Origin of the sequence: Hymenobacter piscis (assembly GCF_018760735.1) — a bacterium.
Taxonomy (GTDB): domain Bacteria; phylum Bacteroidota; class Bacteroidia; order Cytophagales; family Hymenobacteraceae; genus Hymenobacter; species Hymenobacter piscis.
On the sequence record NZ_JAHHZN010000008.1, the window covers coordinates 141523 to 164710 of the forward strand.

Here is a 23188-nt window from a genome sequence, read left to right on the forward strand (position 1 = left end):
CCCGGCTCACCCGGGCGGCAACGCCGTTCCACCGGCCCGGTCTGCGGGTTCACCCCGCATCCGGTGGGCCAAGTGGCGGCTTTTGGACATGTTTACGGGTGCAAACCAACCGTGGTGGTATATGTTCCTCTCCCCCGACCTGCTGTTTTCCCTGGCCAACCCCATCGCCCTGCTGGGTTGGGCCTTGCTGGTGCTGGCTCCGCGCTGGCGCGGCACCCACCGGCTCGTACTCAGCGGGGCGTTTCCCTTGGTATTGGCCGGGGCCTACGCCCTGCTCATTGGCAGTCATTATCTGGGTCCGCACGCTACCGAGGGCGGCTTTGGGTCCCTGCGTGAGGTAGCCGCTCTGTTCCGCAGTCCCTGGGCCCTGCTGGCCGGCTGGGTGCATTACCTGTGTTTTGATCTGAGCCTGGGCATCTGGGAAAGCCTCGATGCCCGCCGCCGCGGCGTGCCCCACCTGCTGCTGGTCCCCTGCCTGCTGCTCACCTTCCTGTTCGGGCCGGTGGGGCTGCTGCTCTACGCGCTGGTCCGCCGCTTCTACGCGCCCGTGTCGGCAGTTACACCCGTTGCTTCGGTTCCTTCCTAACCACCACCGCCATGTTATCAGTCGCCATTGCTTCGCCGAAAAACACTGCCGCCAACTCCCAATTGAACACTGGGCCGAGCTGGCTGCGGGTGCTCCACCGCGTGAACCCGGTCCTGAGCCTGACGGGCTGGCTGCACCTGGGCCTGCTGGTGGCTACGCTGGTGCTGCTGCCCCTGGACGGGCGCCTCGTGACGGGCGCGCCGGTGTGGCTGAAGCCGCTCAAGTTCACCGCCTCCATCGTGGCCTACGTCTGGACGCTGGGCTGGCTGCTGGCCGATTTGCCGGCGGCCACGCAGCCCGACGTACGCCGCCTCAGCTGGGGCGTGGCCCTGAGCATGGGGGTGGAAATGGCCTGCATTTTCGGGCAGGCAGCCCGGGGCACCACCTCCCACTACAACGCCGCCACCACCTTCGACGGGGTTTTGTTCGGCCTCATGGGCGTGTTCATTCTGATGAACACCCTGCTCACCGGCTGGGCCGTTTACCTAGTCTGGCGGCACCGGCCCCAGGGCCCGGCCGGTTACGTGTGGGGCGTGCGGCTGGGGCTGCTGGTGTTTCTGGTGGGCTCGGTGCTGGGCGGCATGATGATTCACCTCAGCCAGCACACCGTGGGCGCCCCCGATGGCGGCCCGGGCCTGCCCGGTCTGGGCTGGAGCACCCGGGCCGGCGACCTGCGCGCAGCCCACTTCCTGGGCCTGCACGCCCTCCAACTCCTGCCCCTGCTGGGCTGGGCGCTCAGCCGCTGGCTGCCGCGCCACGCCGGCGCGCTCATCTGGCTGGGCACCGCGGGGTACGTAGCCGCCGTGGCGGCCCTCTTCATCCAGGCCCTGCGCGGCGTGCCGTTGGTGAGGTGGTAAATGAGTGAAGTGGTAAATGAGTGAAGTGGTGAATGCGTGAGATGCTGATGTTGTGGCTTTATGCCTGACGTTGGCATCCCACGCATTCACCACTTCACTCATTCACCGCTACCGCAGGCGGGTGAATTTGCGGCGGATGATGTCCTGGACGGGGACGTTTTCGATTTTGCTTTCCAGCCAGGAAATGATGTCGAGGTAGAGGAAGGGGCGCCGTTCGTAGGGGTTTTCGGCAATGCGGGTGAGCTGGTTTTTGAGCTTGGTGAAGGCCTCCCTGAGCTGGGACGGCGTCCAGTCGCCGAGGGTGCGCAGGAAGCGGAAAATGGCCTCCTGCATGGGCTGCTGGTCGTTCATCTTGCCCAGGAAGCGGTACACCGACCGGATCTGATAATCCAGGGCTTCGTCGCGGCCGGCCTCGTAGTGGGCAATCAGGCTCAGGATGCGGGCGAAGCACTGGATGTCTTCGCGCAGGCTGGCTTCCTTGAAGTAGATGACCTTGTTGAGGTACTCGATGGCCGGGCCGGGCTGGCCGCTGCCAAAGTAGAGGCTGGCAATTTTGTAGTAGAACACTAAGCGGCGGTGCGGGTCGAGCTGGAGGCGGAACCGCTCCAAGTTTTCGAGCAGCTCGGGCACGATTTGCAGCCCCTCGGTGAACTGCCCGCGCATGAAGTAGCCGTTGAGGCGGTTGGTGTAGAGGTACAGAAACAGTAGCGTTTCGAGGTTGGGATTGGTGCGCCGGTCGGGGTCCTGGGCGTAGGCTTCCAGCCGGGCCAGCACCTGCTCAAACCGGCTGTAATAGAGCATGTTGTAGGTGGTCACGAGCAGGTTGTGCAGGCCCTTAAGGTAGAGCATGGGCTGCTGTTCCCGCATCAGGTCGTTGTGCTCGAACAAATCCACCCACTTCTGGGCGTAGCGGAAGCACTGGCTGAAATTCTGCGTGATGGTGTAGTACCACACGTGAGCCTGGTAATAGTAGAGCTGCTCGAAAAAGCTGGCTTCCCGCAGGTTCAGCCCCGGCAGCCCTTCGCGGAAATAGGCCGTTATCTTCTCGTAATCCTGCTGGTTGCGGGTGTGCCCGATTTTGAGGTAGCGCCCATACATGCGCAAAGCCAGGTTGGAGAGCTCGTGCTCCCGGCTTACGTGGGCCACCGTGTGACTGGCCTCGTCGGAAAGCTGGCGGGCCCGCCCCCGGATGCTGCGCGTGATGTACTGGCCCTCAATGAGCTTCTCGAATTCCAGAACCTGCAACACAATGTGGCGCATTTCGGCCTGCTGGGCAGTGGTTTTCACCTTTTCCAGCATCCGCAGGCTGTGCTGGTACAGCCCTCGGTTGTAGAGCACGCGCGCAAAATCCAGCTGCTCGTGGAGCTGAATATCGAGGTTGTGGCCCGCGTGGTACATGCGCAGACTGGAGAGCAGCTGGCGGTAGAGGTTGGCCTTGAGGTTGGCGAGTTGTATTTTTCTGATGGCCGGCACCTGGGCCAGCACCCGCTCCTCATCGTAGCGCTCCTGGCCGTCGAGGGCGTCGAAAAGCTGCAGAAACTTGAGCCCCTCAGTGGAGCCCTGCCGGTTAGCAAACAGGCGGAAGTGCCGCTTCTCGGTGCGGCTCAGGGTCTTTATCAGCTGGAAAACCGGGTCGTTACTTCCGTTGGGCATCGTAGGCAGTCAAAAGTCAACGTTTTGATTTACAATTACTTATTTCCAAAAAACAATTTTATAGAAATAGTACCCAGCCGGGATAATAGTTTCCTGAGGCGAGGTAGCCGGTGGTACTTGCCGACAACAATAACGGGTAAAGATGCCATGTCCACACTATTTTTCACTCCCTGGCCGATACTATTTTCGGCTCTCGTAACGGCGGCCCAACAGGTTCTCCGGCGAGCGGCCACCCCGCCCGGCCGGCGCAGAGCCCTCGCCTCTATACCATCCCGAATTGAACCAAACCAAGGCTTCTACCAGCCCGGAAGCCGGCCGGGCTCTTACACGCTCTCTCCCCTCCGGCAGCGCTGATTCTGGCAGGCGGCCCGAATGCGCCGGCAGGGTGGGGAAGCAGGGCCGGACGCCGGAAGCCGGCCCTGGCTTCCCCAATGTTAGAGTAGGGAGTACCGGGTAGTGAGCAGGGAGTACTTAAATTCATTTGACTGACTAACAGATCACTAGCAAGGCTGAGCACTCATTACCCCCTACCCGGCACTCCCTACTGAATACGCAATCCTCATTTCCCTTCATGTACTACTCTCCCGATACCGTGGCTTTCCTGGATGGCGAATTTGTGCCGGCCGCGCAGGCTACCTGCGGCGTGTATGCCCAGGCCTTGCACTATGGCTACGCCGTTTTTGAAGGAATTCGGGCCTATAATACGCCCGCCGGCACGCGCATTTTCAAGGCCGAGGAGCACTTCGAGCGGCTGCACTACTCCTGCCGGGTCATTGGCCTGCCGCTGCCCTACTCGGTGGAGGAGCTGACGCGGCTCAGCTACGAGGTGCTGGAGCGCAACGGCCTGACTGATGCCTACATCCGGCCGCTGGTGTTTGCCGGCGCGCCCAACATGAGCCTGAAGGCGGCCAGCACCAGCAACGTGCTGGTAGCCGTGTGGGAATGGGGCAAGTATCTCGGCGACCAAAGCCTGCGCCTCACCGTCTCGCCCTACGAGCGGCCCAACCCCAAGGCCGTGCCCATCGAGGCCAAGGTGGCGGGCCATTACGTGAATTCCATCATTGCCAGCACCGAGGCCAAAGGCCGGGGCTACGACGAGGCCCTGCTGCTGGACATGCACGGCCACGTCGCCGAAGGCCCCGGGGCCAACTTCTTCTTCGAGCGCGACGGGGAGCTAATCACGCCTCCGGCCGGCAGCATCCTGCGCGGCATCACCCGCAACACCATCATCGACCTGGCCCGCGAAGCCGGCATCACCGTCACGGAGCGGTTTTTCGGCCCTGAGGAGCTACGCACCGCCGAGGCCGCCTTCATGACCGGCACCGCCGCCGAGGTCATCGGTATTGCCTCCGTGGATGAGGTGGTGTTCGAGCGCCCCTTCCAGCAAACCATCGGCGGCATGCTGGCCCAGCACTACCACGCGCTGGTCACGGGCCAGTCGGTTAGAACGGAGGGCTTAGAGGTGAGAGCTTAGAACTGAGAGCTTAGAGCTTAGAATCCAGAAGTAAGAACCCAGAAACTAGCGTTTTCGACACCAAAGCAACTGGTCCATCCTCTCTACCCACAACATCAGCAACGACGAGACGCGAAGTGTCGCGTCTCTACAACCACCAACCCGTCTGCCTACTCCACCAATCGTCTGGCTCCCCCTCTCCCCCTGGAGAGGGGGCCGGGGGGTGAGGCAACCCAGCCTACGCACTAAGCACCAGGCACTACCCCCTACCACCATGGCCCTCAACAAATACAGCCGCATTTACACCCAGGATGACAGTCTGCCGGCCTCGCAGGCCATGCTGATTGGCTCCGGCATTGCGGAGGCCGATTTGCGCAAGCCGTTCGTGGGCATCTGCTCCACGGGCTTCGAGGGCAACACCTGCAACATGCACCTCAACCAGCTGGCCGACGCGGTGAAGCAGGGCGTGCAGGAGCAGGCTTTGGTAGGGCTGCGCTTCAACACCATCGGCATCAGTGACGGCATCACCAACGGCACACCGGGCATGCGCTACTCGCTGGTGTCCCGCGAAATCATTGCCGATTCCATTGAGGCCATGGCCGGGGCCCACAACTACGACGCCCTGGCCTGCGTGGTGGGCTGCGACAAAAACATGCCCGGGGCTCTGATTGCCATGGCCCGCCTCAACCGCCCCAGCCTGATGGTGTACGGCGGCACCATCCGGGGCGGCACGTTCAAGGGGCAGCAGCTCAACATTGTATCGTGCTTTGAGGCCTACGGGCAGAAACTACAGGGCCGGATTTCGGACGAGGACTACCGCGGCATTATCCGCAACGCCTGTCCGGGCCCGGGAGCCTGCGGGGGCATGTACACGGCCAACACCCTGGCCGCCGCCATCGAAACACTGGGGCTGAGCGTGCCCTACTCCTCGTCGGCCCCGGCCGAAAGCGCCGAGAAGCAGCAGGAATGCCGCAGCACCGGCGCCTACCTGCGCCGCCTGCTGGAGCTGGACCTCAAGCCCCGCGACATTCTGGTGCGCGAGGCCTTCGAAAACGCCCTGGTGGTGACGACCGTGCTGGGCGGCTCCACCAACGCCGTGCTCCACCTTATGGCCATTGCCCACGCCGCCGGCGTCCGGCTCACGCTCGAAGATTTCCAGGCCGTGAGCGACCGGACGCCGGTGCTGGCCGACCTCAAGCCCAGCGGCAAGTACCTGATGGAAGACCTTTCGGCCCGGGGCGGGGTGCCGGCCGTGCTCAAAACCCTGCTCAACGCCGGCCTGCTCCACGGGGATTTACTGACCGTAACGGGCCGCACCCTGGCCGAAAACCTGGCCGACGTGGCTCCACTGGGCCCCGAGCAGGACATTCTGCGCCCCGCCAGCAACCCCATCAAGCCCGACGGCCACATTCAGATTCTGTACGGCAACCTGGCCCCTAGGGGCGCGGTGGCCAAGATTACCGGCAAGGAAGGCACCCGCTTCGCCGGCCCGGCCATCGTGTTCGACTCCGAAGAGGAGCTGAACGAGGGTATTGTGCAGGGCCTGATTCAGCCGGGCCACGTGGTCGTGATTCGGTACGTGGGGCCCAAGGGCGGGCCGGGTATGCCCGAGATGCTCAAGCCCACGTCGGCCATCATCGGGGCCGGGCTGGGCGACAAAGTGGCCCTACTCACCGACGGCCGCTTTTCGGGCGGCACCCACGGCTTCGTTATCGGCCACGTGAGCCCCGAGGCCTACGACGGTGGCCCGCTGGCCCTGGTGGAAAACGACGACTGGATTACGCTGGACGCCGCCGCCAACACCATGAACGTGGCCCTGAGCGACGAGCAGCTGGCCCTGCGCCGCCAGCAGTGGCAGCAGCCCGCGCCCCCGGTCAGCCAGGGCGTGCTGCTGAAATACATCCGCACCGTGAGCGACGCCAGCCACGGCTGCATCACCGACTTAGCCGACCACCGCCATGTTCCCGAACCCGCAGCTTCAGTCCGCGCCAGCCTCGCCTGAGGCCCTGGCCGCCCCGCAGGTATCCGGGGCCGTGGCCCTGTTGCAGGGCTTGGTGGCCGAGGGCGTGGACACGATTTTCGGCTACCCCGGCGGGGCTATCATCCCCATTTACGATGCCCTGTATGATTTTCAGGAGCAACTGACGCACGTGCTGGTGCGCCACGAGCAGGGCGGGATTCACGCCGCCCAGGGCTACGCCCGGGCCTCGGGCCGGGTGGGCGTGGTGTTTGCCACCAGCGGCCCCGGCGCTACCAACCTGGTAACCGGCCTGGCCGATGCCCAGATTGATAGCACCCCGCTGGTGTGCATCACGGGGCAGGTGTTTGCGCATTTGCTGGGCACCGATGCCTTCCAGGAAACCGACATTCTGAACATCACCACGCCCGTTACCAAGTGGAACCACCAGATAACGGACGCCCGGGATATTCCGGCGGCGCTGGCTAAGGCCTTCTACATTGCCCGCAGCGGCCGGCCCGGCCCGGTCCTGCTCGACATCACCAAAAACGCCCAGCTGCAGCTGTTTGAGCACGCCGGCTACGAGCCCTGCACCCACATCCGCAGCTACCGGCCCCGGCCCGTGGTGCGCCCCGAGTACGTGCAGCGCGCCGCCGAGCTTATCAACCAGGCCCAGCGCCCGTTGGTGCTCTGGGGCCAGGGCGTGCTGCTGGGCCAGGCCGAAGCCGAGTTCCGGGAATTCATCGAAAAAAGCGGCATTCCGGCGGCCTGGACGATTCTCGGAGCCGGGGCCCTGCCCACCGGCCACCCGCTGAACGTGGGCATGCTGGGCATGCACGGCAACTACGGCCCCAACGTGCTCACCAACGAGTGCGACGTGCTAGTGGCCATCGGTATGCGCTTCGACGACCGGGTAACGGGCCGCCTCGACAAATACGCCCGCCAGGCCCAGGTCATCCACCTCGACATCGACCCCACCGAAATCGACAAGAACGTAACGGCCACCGTGCCGGTGTGGGGCGACTGCAAGGAAACCCTGCCCCTGCTCACGCAGCTGGTAGCCGCCCGTCAGCACCCCGCGTGGCGCCAACGCTTCCGCGACCATGACGCAGAGGAAGTGGCCGCCGTTATCCAAGACGAGCTGTTTCCGACCCAGGACGAGCTGACCATGGGCGAGGTGATTCACCAGCTCAACGAGCTGACCCAGGGCGAGGCCATCATTGTGACCGACGTGGGCCAGCACCAGATGGTGGCCTGCCGCTACGCCCGCCTCAACCACCCGCGCCTAAGCATTACCAGCGGCGGGCTGGGCACCATGGGTTTTGCCCTGCCCGCCGCCATTGGGGCCCGCTACGGCGCGCCGCACCGCACCGTGGTGGCCGTCATCGGCGACGGGGGCATTCAGATGACGATTCAGGAGCTGGGCACCATCATGCAAACCGGCATTGAGGTGAAGATTCTGCTGCTCAACAACCAGTTTCTGGGCATGGTGCGGCAGTGGCAGGAACTGTTCCACGAACGGCGCTACTCCGCCGTGGAAATTGCCAGCCCCGATTACGTGACGGTAGCCAACGGCTACGGCATTGCCGCCCGCCGCGTGGACTGCCGCCCCGACCTGCAACCCGCCCTGCACCAGATGCTGGAGCACCCCGGCTCTTTCCTGCTGGAAGTGCGCGTGACCCGCGAAAACAACATCTTCCCGATGGTACCCCAGGGCTGCGGCGTGGGCGAAATCCGGTTGAAGTAAAGTGTCATTGCGAGCCAGAGGCAACTGTCATTGCGAGGACGAAGGACGAAGCAATCCGTCCTTATCAAAGCGCAAAGCCCTGGAGAACTGACAAGCCCTGACCGGAGCTACCGATAAAAGGCTTTGGACTAGGTCGGAGCTTTTGCCCTTGAAAAGGAAGGATTGCTTCGCTTTGCTCGCAATGACATGCGGGCTGCCCGTCTCACCTCTCATGTTTCATCGCCTCATGTCCAAGCAAGAATATAACATCACGGCGTACACCGAGAACCAGGTGGGACTGCTTAACCGGCTGGCCATCATCTTCTCCCGGCGCAAAATCAACATCGAGAGCCTGAACACCTCGCCCTCGGAAATCGAGGGGATTCACCGCTTCAACATCGTGGTGCACGAGTCGGAGGAGGTGGTGCGCAAGATTGCCCGCCAGATGGAAAAGCAGGTGGAGGTGCTGAAGGTGTACTTCAACCCCAACGAGGAAGTCATCTGGCAGGAAATGGCCCTCTACAAAGTGCCCACCGACGTCATTGCCGAGCGGGCGCTGGTGGAGCGGCTGCTGCGCGAGCATGGGGCCCGGGTGGTGCTCATCCGCAAGGATTACACGGTGTTTGAAACCACCGGCCACCGCGAAGAAACCGACAAGCTGCTGGCCGTGCTGCACCCCTACGGCCTCATCGAGTTTGTGCGCTCGGCCCGCATTGCCATCATCAAAACCAGCCAGGGCTTCCACCACAAGCTGCGCGAGTTCGAGCGCCAGCAGCCCGGCGAGGAAGTCAGCGAAAACGAGTTCCTCGGCCGCCGCGACAAGGTGTTTTCGATGTGACCCCACCAGAACGTCAGTCCGAGCAGCGCGAGGAATCTCGCGTGCTGACGTTGCCAAGCCGCTCCGTAGCCCAGGGTTTACATCCTGGGCTGGTGAATAACCCGAACGAAGCGAGAGAGATGCTTCGGCTTCGCTCAGCATGACAGTCCTTTCAGAACTGACAACAAACAACTACCAACTAATAACCCCAACCATCATGGCAACCATCAACTTTGGCGGCGTAGAAGAACACGTTGTAACCCGCGAGGAATTTCCGCTGGAAAAGGCCCGCACCATTCTGCAAAGCGAGACGATTGCCGTGCTGGGCTACGGCGTGCAGGGTCCGGGGCAGGCCCTGAACCTGCGCGACAACGGCTTCCGCGTGATTGTGGGGCAGCGGCCCGATTCGGCTTCGTGGCGCAAGGCGGAGGCCGATGGCTGGGTGGCCGGCGAAACGCTGTTTGGCCTGGAAGAAGCGGCCGAGCGGGGCACCATCCTGGCCAACCTCCTCTCCGATGCCGGCCAGATTGCCGTGTGGCCCACGCTTAAGCCCCACCTCACGGCCGGCAAAACCCTGTACTTCTCCCACGGCTTCGGCATCACCTTTAACGACCAAACGGGCATCATCCCGCCCGCCGATGTAGACGTGGTGCTGGTAGCGCCCAAGGGCAGCGGCACGAGCCTGCGCCGGCTGTTTGTGGCCGGGGGCGGGCTGAACTCGTCGTTTGCCGTGTACCAGGATGCCACCGGCCACGCCTACGAGAAGGCCGTGGCCCTGGGCATCGGGGTGGGCTCGGGCTACCTGTTCGAAACCGATTTCCGCAAGGAAGTGTACTCCGACCTTACCGGCGAGCGGGGCGTGCTGATGGGCGCGCTGGCCGGCATCATCGAGGCCCAGTACCAGGTGCTGCGCCAGCGCGGCCACTCGCCCTCCGAGGCCTTCAACGAAACCGTGGAAGAACTCACCCAAAGCCTGGTGCCGCTGGTGGGCGAAAACGGCATGGACTGGATGTTCAGCAACTGCTCCGTCACGGCCCAGCGCGGCGCCCTCGACTGGAAAGGCCGCTTCCGCGAAGCTACCCTGCCCGTGCTCAACGAGCTGTACGACAGCGTGGCCTCGGGCCAGGAAGCCGCCCGCACCATTCAGCGCGGCTCTACGCCCGGCTACCGTCAGGAGCTGGAAGCCGAACTCAAGGAAGTGCGCAACTCAGAGCTGTGGCAGACCGGCGCCACCGTGCGCGAGCTACGCTCCCGCGCCGCCGAAAAAGTAGAACAGGAAGAAGCCTACGCCCTCACGGCCGACGGTAACTAGAACGCAACCGTCTGTCATATTTCTTCTGTCATCCTGAGCAGAGCGAAGGACCTTATCACGTGAAAACGGTAATCGTAATAACGACTCGTTCCAGCGTGGCAAGGTCCTTCGTCGCCGCTTGATTCGCGGAATGCTCAGGATGACAGGTGTTTTTCATTTTCCCGATGCATCCTCCCCAACCCGCCACCCTCACCCAAGCCCTGCCGCTGCCCCTGGTGGAGCAGGCGGCCCGCACGCTGCAGGGCGTCATCAGCCCCACGCTGTTGCAGCACAATCTGGGGCTTTCGGCGGCCTACGGGGCCACTATTTATTTGAAGCGGGAAGATTTGCAGGTGGTGCGCTCCTACAAGATTCGGGGGGCGTACAACAAGATGGCGGGGCTGCCGGCCGATGAGGCCACCCGGCCGGTGGTGTGCGCTTCGGCCGGCAACCACGCCCAGGGCGTGGCCTACGCCTGCCAGTTGCTGGGGCGGCGGGGCTACATCTTCATGCCCGCCGCCACCCCCGCCCAGAAGGTGGACAAAGTGCGCCTGTTCGGGCGCGACCAGGTGGAGATTGTGCTGACCGGGGCCACGTTTGATGATTCGTCGAGGGCGGCGCAGGAGTTTTGCCAGCAGCGCCAGGGCGTGTACGTGCACCCGTTCGATGATGCGGCCGTGGTGGCCGGGCAGGCCACCGTGGGCCTGGAAATCCTCCGCGACGCGCCCGCGCCCATTGATTTCGTGTTTATGCCCATCGGGGGCGGCGGATTGGCGGCGGGCGTGAGCAGCGTGTTCCGGCAGCTCAGCCCCGCCACCCGGCTGGTGGGCGTGCAGCCCCTGGGCGCGCCCTCCATGCACCGGGCCATCCAGACGGGACAGCGGCAGCCGCTGGAGCACATCGAGAGCTTCGTGGATGGGGCGGCGGTGAAGTGCCCGGGCGAGCTGACGTTTGCCATCTGCCGGGAGCTGCTGGATGAGGTGGCGCTGGTGCCCGAGGGCCAGGTGTGCGAGGATTTGCTGAAGATGTACAACGAGGAGGGCCTGGTGCTGGAACCGGCCGGCACGCTCAGCGTCTCGGTGCTGCACCAGTACGCCGCCCAGATTCGGGGCAAAACGGTGGTGTGCATCCTCAGCGGCTCCAACAACGACATCACCCGCATGGAGGACATCAAGGAGCGGGCCCTGCGCCACCAGGGCCGCAAGCACTATTTCCTGGTCACCTTCAACCAGAAGCCCGGGGCCCTGCGCCGCTTCGTGAACCACGTACTGCGCGAGGACGACGACATCATCCAGTTTCAGTACATCAAGAAGAACAACAAGGAAAAAGGCCCCGTTTTCGTCGGCCTGGAAGTGCAGCGCCCCCACGACATTGCCGAAATCCAGCAGCGCATGGTGGCCGAGGGGTTTTCGTATGAGTATTTAAACGGCAAGCAGGATTTTCTGAGTTTACTGGTGTGAAGTGTAGCTATTTTTTATAAATCATATTCACTATTTCTTCTCCCGATTGATTGCCCAATATTATCAATTCTTTATTTCCCCCTTGAACTGTTTCAATATAGACTCTTCCATCATGAGGATAGTATCCCATTCCCCATTTTTTATTCGAATTATGCCAAGCTGATTTAATATCATCTCTTGAAATCACAAAGCTACCTTTATGCTTATTCAATGCTTCATCACTCAGAAAATTTATATTTTCTATATCTCTAATATATTTTTCCTTTATATATGAATATGGATTTGATAAATCACCCCTAACAACTAATGATTTGACCATCTCATTTGCGAGAATATTCCCACCACTTTCTATACTAACCATCCCATTTACTTTTAGCGCAATTAACTTCTCATGAGTCACAAGCACTAAAAATATTCTATTCATGATTAAATTATAATATTCCATCGCAACAAAATGGTTGTTCTCTTTCAGCACAAACTCTTTTAGTGTCATTATCAACGCAATTATGGTAACTTGATGAGTAGTTTCTATTCGAAGATAACACAAGTAACGAAGACCATACCCACCGTCCACAGAACCGCATGTGACCTTTATCTGAATCGTATTGGCCCTCGTAAGCAAGAAACATTCAATATTCTTTAAATCAGCGACTTACAGCCACATCAGCAACTTTTTGAAATAGTAGGCGTGCCGAAAACCGGTTTCGGGGGGCCGGGGCTGGGGGTGTACTTGGGGCTTTCCTTCTGCCACGAAGTCATTGCCCATGTCTACCGAGAAAGTCCACATCTTCGATACTACCCTGCGCGACGGGGAGCAAGTGCCCGGCTGCAAACTGAACCGGGACGAGAAACTGCTCATTGCCCGGCAGCTGGAGCTACTCGGCGTGGACGTGATTGAGGCCGGCTTCCCGGTTTCCAGCCCCGGCGACTTTGCGGCGGTGGCGGCCATTGCGGCCCAAACCCGCGAGGCCACCGTCTGCGGCCTTTCCCGGGCCGTGGAAAACGACATTCGCACGGCGGCCGAGGCCCTGAAAGCGGCCCGCTACCCGCGCATTCACACCGGTATTGGCACTTCGGAGTCGCACATCCGGTACAAGCTGCTGAGCACGCCCGAGCAGGTGCTGGAGCGGGCGGTGGCGGCCGTGAAGCTGGCCAAGTCGTTTGTGGAGGACGTGGAGTTTTACGCCGAGGACGCCGGCCGCACCGACAACGAGTTTCTGGCCCGCGTGTGCGAGGCCGCCATTCGGGCCGGGGCCACCGTGCTCAACATCCCCGATACCACCGGCTACTGCCTCTCGGCCGAATACGGGGCCAAAATCAAGTACCTGGCCGACAACGTGCGCGGCATTGAGCGGGTGCGCCTCTCCACCCACTGTCACAACGATTTGGGCATGGCCACGGCCAACTCCATTGCGGGCGTGTTGGGCGGGGCCCGGCAGGTGGAGTGCACCATCAACGGCGTGGGCGAGCGGGCCGGCAACACGGCCCTCGAAGAAGCCGTGATGGTGCTCCGCCAGCATCCCTACCTCAACTTCAGCACCGGCATCAACACCAAGCTGCTGGCCGAAACCTCGGCGATGGTGTCGCACCTGATGAGCATGCCGGTGCAGCCCAACAAGGCTATTGTGGGCGCCAACGCCTTTGCCCACTCCAGCGGCATTCACCAGGATGGTGTGATTAAGCACCGCGAAACCTACGAAATCATCGACCCGCGCGAGGTGGGCATGCCCGATTCCAGCATTGTGCTCACCGCCCGCTCGGGCCGCGCCGCCCTGGCCTACCGCCTCCAGAAAATCGGCTACGACTTCGACCGCGTGGCCCTCAACAAAGCCTACTCTTCCTTCCTCGTGTTGGCCGACCGCCAGAAGGAAGTCATCGACACCGACCTGCACCAACTGGTAGAACAGGCGCAACTGGTTACCGCCAGCTGACGCCTGTTTTTTTATGCGGTCACCCTGAGTAAAAAGAACGGGTGATGCTGCGTAAAAAGAACGTCATGCTGAGCGCAGCGGAGCGGAGCCGAAGCATCTCGCGTGCTAACCTTGAATTAGCCTCACAACGAAGCACGCGAGATGCTTCGGCTGCGGCTGCGCCTTCGCTCAGCATGACGTTTTTTTCGCTCAGCATGACATGTTCTTCTCGCCCACTCACCCACTCACTCGTTCACCGTCCCCACCCCTTCTCTCATGTCCAGGACGTTATTTGATAAAATCTGGGACGCGCACGCGGTGCGCGAGCTACCCGGCGGCCTCACCGTCTTTTACATCGACCGGCACCTGATTCACGAGGTGACCAGCCCCCAGGCCTTCGACGAGCTGACGGTCCGGGGCCTGACCCTGCGCCGGCCCGGGCAGATGCTGGCCACTGCCGACCACAACGTGCCCACCCGCCACCAGAACCAGCCCATTCAGGATCCGCTCAGCCGCTCCCAGGTGGACAAGCTCACCGAAAACTGCGCCCGCCACGGCGTGGAACTGTATGGCCTGGGCCACGCGAACCAGGGCATCGTGCACGTCATCGGCCCCGAACTGGGCCTGACCCAGCCCGGCCTTACCATCGTTTGCGGCGACTCGCACACCTCCACCCACGGGGCGTTCGGGGCTATTGCCTTCGGCATCGGGACCAGCCAGGTGACGCAGGTAATGGCCTCGCAGTGCCTGCTGCTCGATAAGCCCCGGCGCATGCGCATTACCGTGGACGGGGAGCTGGCGGCGGGCGTGTCGGCCAAGGATGTGATTCTGCACATCATTGCTGCCCTGGGCACGGGCGGAGCCACGGGTTACTTCGTGGAGTACGCCGGCAGCGCCATCCGGGCCCTGAGCATGGAAGGCCGCATGACGGTCTGCAACATGAGCATTGAAATGGGCGCCCGCGGCGGCCTCATTGCCCCCGATGCCACCACCTTCGACTACCTCCAAGGCCGCCCTTACGCCCCCCAGGCCGAAAACTGGAACCGGGCCGTGGCCTACTGGCAAACCCTGCCCACCGACGCCGACGCCGTGTTCGACGCCGAGCACCACTTCGAGGCCTCAGCCATCCGGCCCATGATTACCTTCGGCACCAACCCCGGCCTGGGTATGCCGCTGGGCGCTACCATCCCCGTGCTCACCGACGTTGCGGAGGCCGCTGGCCTCGAAAAATCCTTGCGGTACATGGGTTTTACGGCGGGCGAGTCGTTGCTGGGCCAGGAAATCAGCCACGTGTTTATCGGCAGTTGCACCAACTCGCGCATCGAGGATTTGCGCACGGTGGCGGCCTTTGTGAAGGGCCGGCAGAAGGCTCCGCACGTGGAGGCTATCATCGTGCCCGGCTCCCAGCAGGTAGCCCGCCAGGCCCGGGCCGAGGGCCTCGACCAAGTGCTGGCCGCCGCCGGCTTCGAGCTGCGCGAACCGGGCTGCAGCGCCTGCCTGGCCATGAACGAGGATAAGATTCCGGCCGGGGCCTACTGCGTATCTACCTCCAACCGCAACTTCGAGGGGCGCCAGGGCCCCGGCGCCCGCACCCTGCTGGCCTCCCCGCTGGTAGCCGCCATCACGGCCGTGGAAGGCCGGCTGGTAGACGTGGCCGAGTACGTGCAGCAACTGGCAGATGTGTAACCATAGCAACTGGCCCTGAGCAGAAAGCACGTCATGCTGAGCGCAGCCGGAGGCGTAGTCGAAGCATGACGTGCTTCTCGACTTCTCCCCCGCTTTCCCCACCCCTATTTCTCACCCCTGATGGAACAATTTCAAACTCTGCGCTCCGGGGTGGTCCCGCTGCCCGTGGAGAACGTGGATACGGACCAGATTATCCCGGCCCGCTTTCTGAAGGCCACCACCCGGCAAGGCTTCGGGAAAAACCTATTTGCTGACTGGCGCTACGGCGCCGACGGCCAGCCCAAAACCGGCTTCGTGCTCAACGACCCGCGCTACCAGGGCCACCGGATTCTGCTGGCGGGCCAGAATTTCGGGTGCGGCTCCAGCCGGGAGCACGCCGCCTGGGCCCTGTACGACGCCGGTTTTCGGGTGGTGGTCAGCAGCTACTTCGCCGATATTTTCCGGGGCAACGCCCTCAACACCGGCCTGCTGCCCCTGCAGGTGACGGAGCCCGAGCTGCAGGCCCTGTTTGCCGCCGTGGCCGCCGACTCCGACCTGGCCCTGACCGTGGATTTGGCCGCCCAGACGCTGAGCGTACCGGGCCGCTCGGAACCGATCCGCTTCGAGCTGGATGCTTATAAAAAAGAGTGCCTCCTCAACGGGTACGACGACATTGATTTTCTCCTGAGCCAGGAATCGGCCATTACCACCTTCGAACAGAACCGACCATGGATATTTTAAGCAAACGGATTGTGGTAGTACCCGGTGATGGTATCGGGCCGGAAGTGTGCGCCGAGGCCGTGCGCGTGCTCAAAGCCGTAGCCGACCGGTTCGGGCACGAGTTTCAGTTTGACTACCAGCTGCTGGGCGCCTCGGCCATCGACGCCACCGGCGCGCCCCTGCCCGCGGCTACCCTGGCCGCCTGCCGCCGCGCCAACGCGGTGCTGCTGGGCGCCATCGGCGACCCCAAATATGATAACGACCCCACCGCCCCGGTGCGCCCTGAGCAGGGCCTGCTGGCGTTGCGTAAGGAGCTGGGCCTGTACGCCAACATCCGCCCCATCACGGCCTACGACCAGTTGCTGGAACACTCCCCGCTCAAGGCCGAGCGCATCCGGGGCACCGACATCCTCATTTTCCGGGAGCTGACGGGCGGTATCTACTTCGGCGAAAAGGGCCGCTCCGACGACCGCGCCAGCGCCTACGACCACTGCACCTACCACCGCGACGAAATCCTGCGCATTGCCCACCGCGCCTTCCGGGCCGCCGAAACGCGCCGCCACCAGCTCACGCTGGTAGACAAGGCGAACGTGCTGGAAACCTCCCGCCTCTGGCGCGAAACCGTGCAGAGCATTGCCCCCGAGTACCCCAGCGTGGCCCTCGACTTCCTGTTCGTGGACAACGCGGCCATGCAGATCATCCTCAACCCGCGCCAGTTCGACGTCATCCTGACCGAGAACATGTTCGGCGACATCATCTCCGACGAAGCCTCGGTCATTGCCGGCTCGCTGGGGCTGCTGCCCTCCGCCTCGGTGGGGGATACAGCGGCGCTGTTCGAGCCCATCCACGGCTCCTACCCCCAGGCCAGGGGCAAGGGCATTGCCAACCCCATTGCCACCATCCTGTCGGCCGCCCTGCTGCTCGACCACTTCGGTCTGCCCGCCGAGGCGGAGTGCGTCCGCGACGCCGTCCAGCATGCCCTTAACTCCGGCGTGGTCACCCCCGAGCTCAACCCGGCCACTGCCTACACCACCGAGCAGGTCGGCAGCTTCATCACCTACGCCGTCCTCGACATTCACGACTGCGAAATGCACCGCAACAACATCCAGCTCGGCTTGAGCACGATTATTTAAATGAGTGACTCTGTGAATGAGTGAGTTGGTGAATGAGTGAACTGTCATCCTGAGCATTCACTCATTCACCAACTCACTCATTCACTCATTTCAAAAACACCCCAGGGGTGGGGTAAAAGCCCGGGTAGCTGGTCGCCGGACCAGTTGCCTGGGCTTTTTTGCGGGCGGACGGACGGCCCCGGCGGGTCCGACGGTTCACCCGGGCCGGGCGACGGTTCACCCGGTTTGCCCTCGGGAAAGGCGGGGCTTTGGCGGATGTTTGGGACATCGAATCCAACCTATCACCGCTACCAACGCCCGTTATGAAAACGCTCCGCCCCGCCGCCGCCCTTGTTCTGCTTCGTTTCCTGGGCGCGCTGGCCCTGATTTTCACCCTGCACTTCTCCGCCCCGGCCCGCCCCCTGACCAACGGCCCGGTGGCGTTCCAAACCTCCGACAGCGTGCGCCTCTACGTGCGCGTGGCTGGCCAGGGGCCCGCCTGCCTGCTGGTGCACGGCGGCCCCGGGGCGGGCAGTCAGGCCGTGGAGGTGCTGGCCGGCCCGCGCCTCGAAGCCGATTTGCAGATGATTTACCTGGACCAGCGCGGCAGCGGCCGCTCGGCCAGCGCCGCGCACCAGAACTACGCCCTGGAGCGCCAGGTGCAGGATATGGAAGAGCTGCGCCAGCACCTGCACCTGGATAAATGGACGCTGATGAGCCACTCCTTTGGCGGGATTCTGGCCACGGCCTACGCCCAAAAGTACCCCAACCGTGTGCGGGCTCTGGTTCTGGTCAACAGCATCCTGAACCTGCCGGCCGCTATGGAAGCTACCACGGCCCACGGCTACACGCTGCTGGACGCCGCCACCCGCCCGCCCCTGGATGCCGCCGCGCCCCTGCCCCAGCGCTATTTCCTGGTCACCGGAATGCTCCAGCAACAACACCGCTACAACCAGCTCCAGTTTGCTTCCGATTCCGGGGCGGCGCGGGTGAGCCGGGTGCTGCGGGGCCAGCCCCAGAACCACGATTTCGCCGCCAACCTGTTCCAGAACCCCGGCCGCTACCTGGAAGACTTCACCGCAGCCACAGCCGCCCTGACCATGCCCGTGCTGGTGCTTACCGGCGCCCAGGACTACCTCACCGGCCCCGACCACTACCGCGCCTTCCGCTTCCCCCGCCAGACGGTGGTAGTATTGCCCGGCCGGCACACGCCCTTCATAGACAACCCTGCGGAGCTGAGCCAGGCCCTCCACGGCTTCGTGCGCCGCCTGCCTCGCTAAGGGTCCGGGCTAAGGCCAAACTGCTATTTTAGCCCCATGAACGACCGTCGGTTTTTGTTGCTGGGCATCCCGGTGCTGGCCTTGCTGGTGCTCTTACCCCGGGACCTGCTGGGCATCCGCTCGGTGCCGGTACTACTCATCAACTACGCCTGCTCGCTGGCCTTCACCTGCGCGTTCTGGCTGTCGGGGCGGGCGCTGTGGCGGGCCCTGTTCCGGCGCTTCCCACGGGTGGAGCAAACCAGCCGGCGGCTCTGGTGGCTGGCGCTCATCAATACAAGTACCACGGCAGCCGTTACGCTGGCGCTGGGCGAGTTGCTGGCCCTGGCCCAGCAGGGGCACCTTACGGCAGAGTTCTTCTGGCGCGAATTCGGGCTGAACATGGTACCCACGGTAGTCATTCAGCTCATTTACGAGAGCAGGAGCTTCTTCCAGCAGTGGGAGCAGAACGTGCGCCGGGCCGAGCAGCTGCAAAGCGCCGGGGTGCAAAGTCAGCTCGAAGCCCTGCAAAGTCAGCTCGACCCGCACTTCCTGTTCAACTCCCTCAACACCCTCTCGGCCCTCATCGAACCCGAGAACGAGCCGGCCCAGGAGTTCGTGGAGCAGCTCGCCGACGTGTACCGCTACGTGCTGCTGGCCCGCGACCAACCCACCGTGCCCCTGCACGAGGAACTGGCCTTTGTGGATACCTTCCTGGCCCTGCACAAGGCCCGTTTCCGCGACAACCTGCGCGTGCGCATCGACGTGCCGACGGCCCTGCGCCAGCGCCGCGTGGCCCCGCTCAGCGTGCAGCTGCTGGTAGAAAACGCCCTCAAGCACAACGTGGCCTCCCGCGACCAGCCCCTGCAGCTCCACCTGAGCGCCCACCCCGCCACCGGCTACTTCACCGTCGAAAACACGCTCCGGCCCCGCTCGGCCGGCCTGGCCCCGGGCACCGGCACCGGCCTGCGCAACGTGCGCCACCGCTACGAGCTCCTGCGCGCCCCCCACCCCGTCACCGTCAGCACCGACGACGGCTGGTTCCGGGTGCAGCTGCCGTTGTTGATGGGTGATGGGGTGACAGGTGAGGAGGTGACAGGTGATGAGGTGATGAGGTGACAGGTGAGGAGGTGATGGGGTGACAGGTGAGGAGGTGACAGGGTAGAGAAAGAACGTCATGCTGAGCGAAGGCGCAGCCGTAGTCGAAGAATCTCTACCGCTTCGTTGCGTAGTTTGCCCTGCCAACGTCAGCACGCAAGATTCTTCGACTACGGCTGCGCCTTCGCTCAGAATGACGTTCTTTCTCTACCTCATTCCCCCATTACCCCATCACCTCATCACCTGTCACCCCATCACCTCATCAATCCCAACTGAATGACCGTTTTGCTGCTCGAAGATGAATACCCGGCCGCCGAGCGGCTGCAACGGCTGCTGCGCCAGGCCGCGCCCGAGGCCCGGGTGCTGGCCGTGCTCGATACCTTGGCCGGGGCCCTGAACTGGCTCGATACCCACCCCGCCCCCGACCTGATTCTGTCCGATATTCAGCTGGCCGACGGGCTGAGCCTGGACGTGTTCGAGCAAACGGTGGTGCGCAGCCCCATCATCTTCACCACCGCCTACGACGCCTACGCCATCCGGGCCTTTAAAGCCAACAGCGTCGACTACCTGCTCAAGCCCGTGAAGCTAACCGAGCTGACGGCCGCCCTCACCAAGCTGCACGCATGGCGCACCCCAACCGCCTCCCCAATCGCCCCTGACGATACCGCCCAGCGCCTGGAGCGCCTGCTCGATGCCCTGCCCCGGCCGGAGCGGCAGCATAAAACCCGGTTTCTGGTGCGCAGCGGCGAGCAGCTGTTGCCGCTGGCCGCCACCCAGGCCGCCTGGTTTCAGAGCCGCCACGAAACCACCACCCTCTGCACCCTCGACGGCCGCCGTTTCGTGGTAGAGTACCCCTTGGAGCAACTCGAAAGCCTGCTCGACCCCGCCCAGTTCTTCCGCCTCAACCGCCAACTGCTGGCCCAGCTGCCCGCCGTGCAGCGCCTCCACCCCCACTTCAACGGCAAGCTGCTGGTTGACCTCCACCCCGCCCCGAACGAGGAAGTGCTGGTGAGCCGGGAGAAGGCAGGAGCTGTTAAAAATTGGCTGGAAGGATAGTATATTGGCCTAATGAAGCACACATATTTTGTAGCCTACGCTGCAATTATCTGCCTGTTGGGTGCTTGCCACTCAGATTCTACCATCTCTTCAACGGTGACAACATCAGTGTCACCACCTGCTACGGGTGGTTTGCAACGCTTGAAAGGCACCTGGGCTGGCTATGATAAAGGAGGTTTTACGCTGGTAAAAATCAAGGCCGATTCTACGGGCGCCTACACCACGTTTACTGACCGCGAGAGGGAAACCGGGCAACCTTCCCCAGACGACCGTTACTTCCTATACGAGTCGGCCATAAAAGTACGCTATAAGCCTGGCAACCAGTATCAACCCGGAGTAGCCATTTATACTGACAACTTCCGTTTTGATTACTACCTGAGTGGCGATACGCTCATCGAGTATGATAAAATGGGCGAACAAGGCCGCCTCGTGCGCGTGCAACCTGATCCGCATTAGCCAGACAGGTGTTTCACCGATCCAGCCAAGCCTTGAAGGCGTTGACCTTTTCGCGGCTGACCAGCACGGTGTCGTTGTCGGGAGCGGCGGGCTTGAGGATGGTTTGCAGGCGGGAGTTGGTGTAGTGGATGATGTCGTGGATGGCCTCGGCGTGGGTCAGGTAGGCGCGGTTGAGGCGGAAGAATTCCAGCGGATCTAGCAGACCTTCCAGCTGTTCCAGGGTATAGTCGACTACGAAGCGGCGGCCCTCGCGGGTGTGCAGCAGCGTGACTTTCTCCAGACTGGCGAAGTAGGCAATCTGCTCCACCGGAATGGCCTTCAGGTGCTCGCCCACCCGCACCACGAAGCGCGTTTTGTACTCGCGGACGGGCTGGGCCTGCTGCAGCATGCGCGTGAGCAAAGCCGCATCGAACTGGGGCGCAGCCTGCTGCTGTTGGCGGTGCAGCTTGTCGAGGGCCGCCGTCAGCTCCTCCGGGTCGATGGGCTTGAGCAGGTAGTCCACGCTGTTCACCTTGAAGGCGCGCAGGGCGTACTTGTCGTAGGCGGTGGTGAAGATGACGGGCGTGCGGATATCCAGCCGCTCGAACAGCTCGAAGCTCAGCCCGTCGGCCAGGTGAATATCCAGGAACAGCACGTCGGGCGGAGCCGCCTGCAGGCTTTGCAGCAGCAGCACGGCCTCCGCCACCGATTCGGCCGTGCCCACCACGGCTACCGGCTGCGGGTGTTTTTTCAGCAAACCGGCCAGCCGGGAGGCAGCCAGCGGCTCATCTTCCACAATCAGGGCACGCAGGGGGGTAACGGTTGGGAGCATAGGCGAAAGTAAAGGGCGGCAGGAGCGTAGCAGAAGGGGCGGGCAAGATACGTAACGGGCTGCTGGGTGCCTGGACACCGCATGGCTACTGCAACTCCAGCAGCGGCAGCGTTACTACGAACTCGGTTTCGGAGGCTTCAATCAGCACGGGGCGGGGCGTGAGGAAGGCGTAGCGGGCCTGCAGGTTTTTCAGGCCCACGCCCCTAGACTCGCCCTCGGCCAGGCGGCGGGTTTGCCGAGAGTTACGCACCAGCAGCGTACGGGCAGCCTCGTTTAGCTCGATGCGGATGCGCAGCGGGTTGCGCTGGGAGGTGGCGTTGTGCTTCAGGGCGTTTTCCAGCAGCAGCTGCAGGGCCAGCGGCGGCACCAGCCAGCTTTCCAGCGCGGCGGCCGGCTGCGGCGGCAGCGCCACCTGCAGCCCTTCGCCCAGGCGGGTGCGCTGCAGAAACAGGTAGGCCTCGCCGAACTTCATTTCCTCGGCCAGCGTCACCACTTCCTGGTCCTGCGAGTCGAGCACGTAGCGGTACACCTGGCTGAGCTGGCGGATAAAGCGGGAGGCCCGCGCGGGGTCGTTTTCCTCCACCAGGGAGGTCAGCGCGTTCAGCGAGTTGAACAGGAAGTGCGGGTCAAGCTGGCGGCGCAGGCTGTCGGCCTGGGCCTGGGCGTTTTCCTTTTCCAGCCGCTGGGCCCGCACCGACACCTCGCGCCAGCTCAGCAGAAACGAGCGGCTGTGCATGAACAGCGACACGACCAGCGTAATGCCCAGCGGCACCACAAACGCCTTCCAGCTGATGCTCCAGAGCGGCTTGTGAAAATAACCCACCCGGAACGCCGTCGTCACCCCGAAAATCACGACGCTCGAGGCCAGCAGCGACACGGCCACCGTGGTCATGAACCGCCGCAGCGGGTTCTCCGTCCAGTCGACGTAGCGGTTGAGCAGTTCGGAGGGCACGCCGTTGGCCAGCCACAGGCCGGTAGTGTAGCAGAAGTTGTAGCCGAAGGTGACGAGAAAATCCTCACTCCGGAGGGCGCAGCCGGGGCAAAAGGCGAAGCTCAGCCCCACCGACAGCACCAGCATCAGGCCCAGCGTTTTCAGCCAGTGGTACTTGGGGTAGTATTTACCCAACACCGAGGATTGTTCCATGAGCAGGCAGCGTAACAAGCGAAGCGAAAAGATACACCGCCGTTGCGGAACCAGGGTACCTGGCCTGCCATACGCGCCGTAGCGCGAACTTTGTAGTTCGTGCCCCAGCGCCGTTCGGACGGTTTCGTTTCTACGGCGCCGTAGCGCGAACTACAAAGTT

The 23188-nt window shown here is 62.9% G+C and carries 20 protein-coding genes; 16 read left to right on the forward strand and 4 right to left on the reverse strand.

The annotated features are described in order from the left end of the window. Positions 1-121 precede the first annotated feature (121 nt). Both KLP40_RS10865 and KLP40_RS10870 read left to right on the forward strand, forming a co-directional pair. The gene (locus tag KLP40_RS10865; RefSeq protein WP_215593803.1) at positions 122-586 is read left to right on the forward strand and encodes an ABA4-like family protein; all 465 of its coding nucleotides are present in this window, start codon (positions 122-124) and stop codon (positions 584-586) included. A gap of 11 nt (positions 587-597) precedes the next feature. Further along, positions 598-1443 (forward strand): hypothetical protein, encoded by an 846-nt coding sequence (locus KLP40_RS10870; protein ID WP_215593804.1) that lies wholly within the window; start codon positions 598-600, stop codon positions 1441-1443. Between the two features lie 108 nt (positions 1444-1551). Here the strand turns inward: KLP40_RS10870 and KLP40_RS10875 are convergent, their stop codons facing one another. Then, positions 1552-3096 (reverse strand): hypothetical protein, encoded by a 1545-nt coding sequence (locus KLP40_RS10875; protein ID WP_215593805.1) that lies wholly within the window; start codon positions 3094-3096, stop codon positions 1552-1554. A gap of 571 nt (positions 3097-3667) precedes the next feature. Here KLP40_RS10875 and KLP40_RS10880 point away from each other — a divergent pair. From KLP40_RS10880 to ilvA, 6 genes are all read left to right on the forward strand, one after another. Beyond that, positions 3668-4570, forward strand: a complete 903-nt coding sequence (locus KLP40_RS10880) for a branched-chain amino acid transaminase (RefSeq protein WP_215593806.1) — start codon at positions 3668-3670, stop codon at positions 4568-4570. Positions 4571-4823: 253 nt separating this feature from the next. Further along, complete coding sequence (gene ilvD, locus KLP40_RS10885; protein WP_215593807.1) at positions 4824-6551, forward strand: dihydroxy-acid dehydratase; 1728 nt, start codon at positions 4824-4826, stop codon at positions 6549-6551. Then, positions 6508-8253, forward strand: a complete 1746-nt coding sequence (gene ilvB, locus KLP40_RS10890; RefSeq protein ID WP_215593808.1) for a biosynthetic-type acetolactate synthase large subunit — start codon at positions 6508-6510, stop codon at positions 8251-8253. The genes ilvD and ilvB overlap by 44 nt, the downstream gene beginning before the upstream one ends. A gap of 226 nt (positions 8254-8479) precedes the next feature. Continuing rightward, on the forward strand, positions 8480-9070 hold the full coding sequence (gene ilvN / locus KLP40_RS10895) for an acetolactate synthase small subunit (protein WP_246558772.1): 591 nt from the start codon (positions 8480-8482) through the stop codon (positions 9068-9070). A gap of 196 nt (positions 9071-9266) precedes the next feature. Further along, positions 9267-10361: a ketol-acid reductoisomerase gene (gene ilvC, locus KLP40_RS10900; RefSeq protein ID WP_215593810.1), complete on the forward strand. Its 1095-nt coding sequence runs from the start codon at positions 9267-9269 to the stop codon at positions 10359-10361. Between the two features lie 164 nt (positions 10362-10525). Next, complete coding sequence (ilvA, locus tag KLP40_RS10905; protein WP_215593811.1) at positions 10526-11800, forward strand: threonine ammonia-lyase IlvA; 1275 nt, start codon at positions 10526-10528, stop codon at positions 11798-11800. 7 nt (positions 11801-11807) lie between these two features. Here ilvA and KLP40_RS10910 read toward each other — a convergent pair whose 3' ends face one another. Next, positions 11808-12293: a hypothetical protein gene (locus KLP40_RS10910; RefSeq protein WP_215593812.1), complete on the reverse strand. Its 486-nt coding sequence runs from the start codon at positions 12291-12293 to the stop codon at positions 11808-11810. A 271-nt stretch (positions 12294-12564) separates the two neighbouring features. On the opposite strand from KLP40_RS10910, the gene KLP40_RS10915 reads away from it, so the two are divergent. The 8 genes from KLP40_RS10915 (at position 12565) to KLP40_RS10950 (ending at position 21073) form a co-directional block, all read left to right on the forward strand. Beyond that, the gene (locus tag KLP40_RS10915; protein WP_215593813.1) at positions 12565-13731 is read left to right on the forward strand and encodes a 2-isopropylmalate synthase; all 1167 of its coding nucleotides are present in this window, start codon (positions 12565-12567) and stop codon (positions 13729-13731) included. A 255-nt stretch (positions 13732-13986) separates the two neighbouring features. Further along, the gene (gene leuC, locus KLP40_RS10920) at positions 13987-15396 is read left to right on the forward strand and encodes a 3-isopropylmalate dehydratase large subunit (protein WP_215593814.1); all 1410 of its coding nucleotides are present in this window, start codon (positions 13987-13989) and stop codon (positions 15394-15396) included. A gap of 120 nt (positions 15397-15516) precedes the next feature. After that, positions 15517-16116 carry a 3-isopropylmalate dehydratase small subunit gene (gene leuD, locus KLP40_RS10925; protein WP_215593815.1) on the forward strand — a complete coding sequence of 200 codons (600 nt, stop codon included), beginning with the start codon at positions 15517-15519 and terminating at the stop codon, positions 16114-16116. Then, the gene (gene leuB / locus KLP40_RS10930) at positions 16104-17228 is read left to right on the forward strand and encodes a 3-isopropylmalate dehydrogenase (RefSeq protein WP_215593816.1); all 1125 of its coding nucleotides are present in this window, start codon (positions 16104-16106) and stop codon (positions 17226-17228) included. The genes leuD and leuB overlap by 13 nt, the downstream gene beginning before the upstream one ends. Positions 17229-17530: 302 nt before the next feature. Then, on the forward strand, positions 17531-18487 hold the full coding sequence (locus KLP40_RS10935) for an alpha/beta fold hydrolase (protein ID WP_215593817.1): 957 nt from the start codon (positions 17531-17533) through the stop codon (positions 18485-18487). A 36-nt stretch (positions 18488-18523) separates the two neighbouring features. Then, complete coding sequence (locus KLP40_RS10940; protein ID WP_215593818.1) at positions 18524-19582, forward strand: sensor histidine kinase; 1059 nt, start codon at positions 18524-18526, stop codon at positions 19580-19582. Positions 19583-19837: 255 nt separating this feature from the next. Further along, entirely contained in the window at positions 19838-20617 is a 780-nt protein-coding gene (locus tag KLP40_RS10945; protein WP_215593819.1) for a LytR/AlgR family response regulator transcription factor, read from the forward strand. A 12-nt stretch (positions 20618-20629) separates the two neighbouring features. Further along, positions 20630-21073, forward strand: a complete 444-nt coding sequence (locus KLP40_RS10950) for a hypothetical protein (protein WP_215593820.1) — start codon at positions 20630-20632, stop codon at positions 21071-21073. Positions 21074-21086: 13 nt separating this feature from the next. Here KLP40_RS10950 and KLP40_RS10955 read toward each other — a convergent pair whose 3' ends face one another. Continuing rightward, positions 21087-21884: a LytR/AlgR family response regulator transcription factor gene (locus KLP40_RS10955; RefSeq protein WP_246558773.1), complete on the reverse strand. Its 798-nt coding sequence runs from the start codon at positions 21882-21884 to the stop codon at positions 21087-21089. A gap of 85 nt (positions 21885-21969) precedes the next feature. Then, positions 21970-23028, reverse strand: coding sequence for a sensor histidine kinase (locus tag KLP40_RS10960; protein WP_215593821.1), 1059 nt, complete (start codon positions 23026-23028; stop codon positions 21970-21972). Positions 23029-23188: the final 160 nt, after the last annotated feature.

Bases quoted from the DNA above. Each gene is read 5' to 3' on its own strand.
- ilvN (WP_246558772.1), top strand. From the start codon at position 8,480: ATGTCCAAGCAAGAATATAACATCACGGCGTACACCGAGAACCAGGTG.
- KLP40_RS10960 (WP_215593821.1), bottom strand. From the start codon at position 23,028: ATGGAACAATCCTCGGTGTTGGGTAAATACTACCCCAAGTACCACTGG.
- leuC (WP_215593814.1), top strand. From the start codon at position 13,987: ATGTCCAGGACGTTATTTGATAAAATCTGGGACGCGCACGCGGTGCGC.
- KLP40_RS10915 (WP_215593813.1), top strand. From the start codon at position 12,565: ATGTCTACCGAGAAAGTCCACATCTTCGATACTACCCTGCGCGACGGG.
- KLP40_RS10910 (WP_215593812.1), bottom strand. From the start codon at position 12,293: ATGACACTAAAAGAGTTTGTGCTGAAAGAGAACAACCATTTTGTTGCG.
- leuB (WP_215593816.1), top strand. From the start codon at position 16,104: ATGGATATTTTAAGCAAACGGATTGTGGTAGTACCCGGTGATGGTATC.
- KLP40_RS10880 (WP_215593806.1), top strand. From the start codon at position 3,668: ATGTACTACTCTCCCGATACCGTGGCTTTCCTGGATGGCGAATTTGTG.
- ilvD (WP_215593807.1), top strand. From the start codon at position 4,824: ATGGCCCTCAACAAATACAGCCGCATTTACACCCAGGATGACAGTCTG.
- ilvC (WP_215593810.1), top strand. From the start codon at position 9,267: ATGGCAACCATCAACTTTGGCGGCGTAGAAGAACACGTTGTAACCCGC.
- KLP40_RS10950 (WP_215593820.1), top strand. From the start codon at position 20,630: ATGAAGCACACATATTTTGTAGCCTACGCTGCAATTATCTGCCTGTTG.
- KLP40_RS10865 (WP_215593803.1), top strand. From the start codon at position 122: ATGTTCCTCTCCCCCGACCTGCTGTTTTCCCTGGCCAACCCCATCGCC.
- KLP40_RS10875 (WP_215593805.1), bottom strand. From the start codon at position 3,096: ATGCCCAACGGAAGTAACGACCCGGTTTTCCAGCTGATAAAGACCCTG.
- KLP40_RS10940 (WP_215593818.1), top strand. From the start codon at position 18,524: ATGAACGACCGTCGGTTTTTGTTGCTGGGCATCCCGGTGCTGGCCTTG.
- KLP40_RS10955 (WP_246558773.1), bottom strand. From the start codon at position 21,884: ATGCTCCCAACCGTTACCCCCCTGCGTGCCCTGATTGTGGAAGATGAG.
- KLP40_RS10945 (WP_215593819.1), top strand. From the start codon at position 19,838: ATGACCGTTTTGCTGCTCGAAGATGAATACCCGGCCGCCGAGCGGCTG.
- leuD (WP_215593815.1), top strand. From the start codon at position 15,517: ATGGAACAATTTCAAACTCTGCGCTCCGGGGTGGTCCCGCTGCCCGTG.
- KLP40_RS10870 (WP_215593804.1), top strand. From the start codon at position 598: ATGTTATCAGTCGCCATTGCTTCGCCGAAAAACACTGCCGCCAACTCC.
- KLP40_RS10935 (WP_215593817.1), top strand. From the start codon at position 17,531: ATGAAAACGCTCCGCCCCGCCGCCGCCCTTGTTCTGCTTCGTTTCCTG.
- ilvA (WP_215593811.1), top strand. From the start codon at position 10,526: ATGCATCCTCCCCAACCCGCCACCCTCACCCAAGCCCTGCCGCTGCCC.
- ilvB (WP_215593808.1), top strand. From the start codon at position 6,508: ATGTTCCCGAACCCGCAGCTTCAGTCCGCGCCAGCCTCGCCTGAGGCC.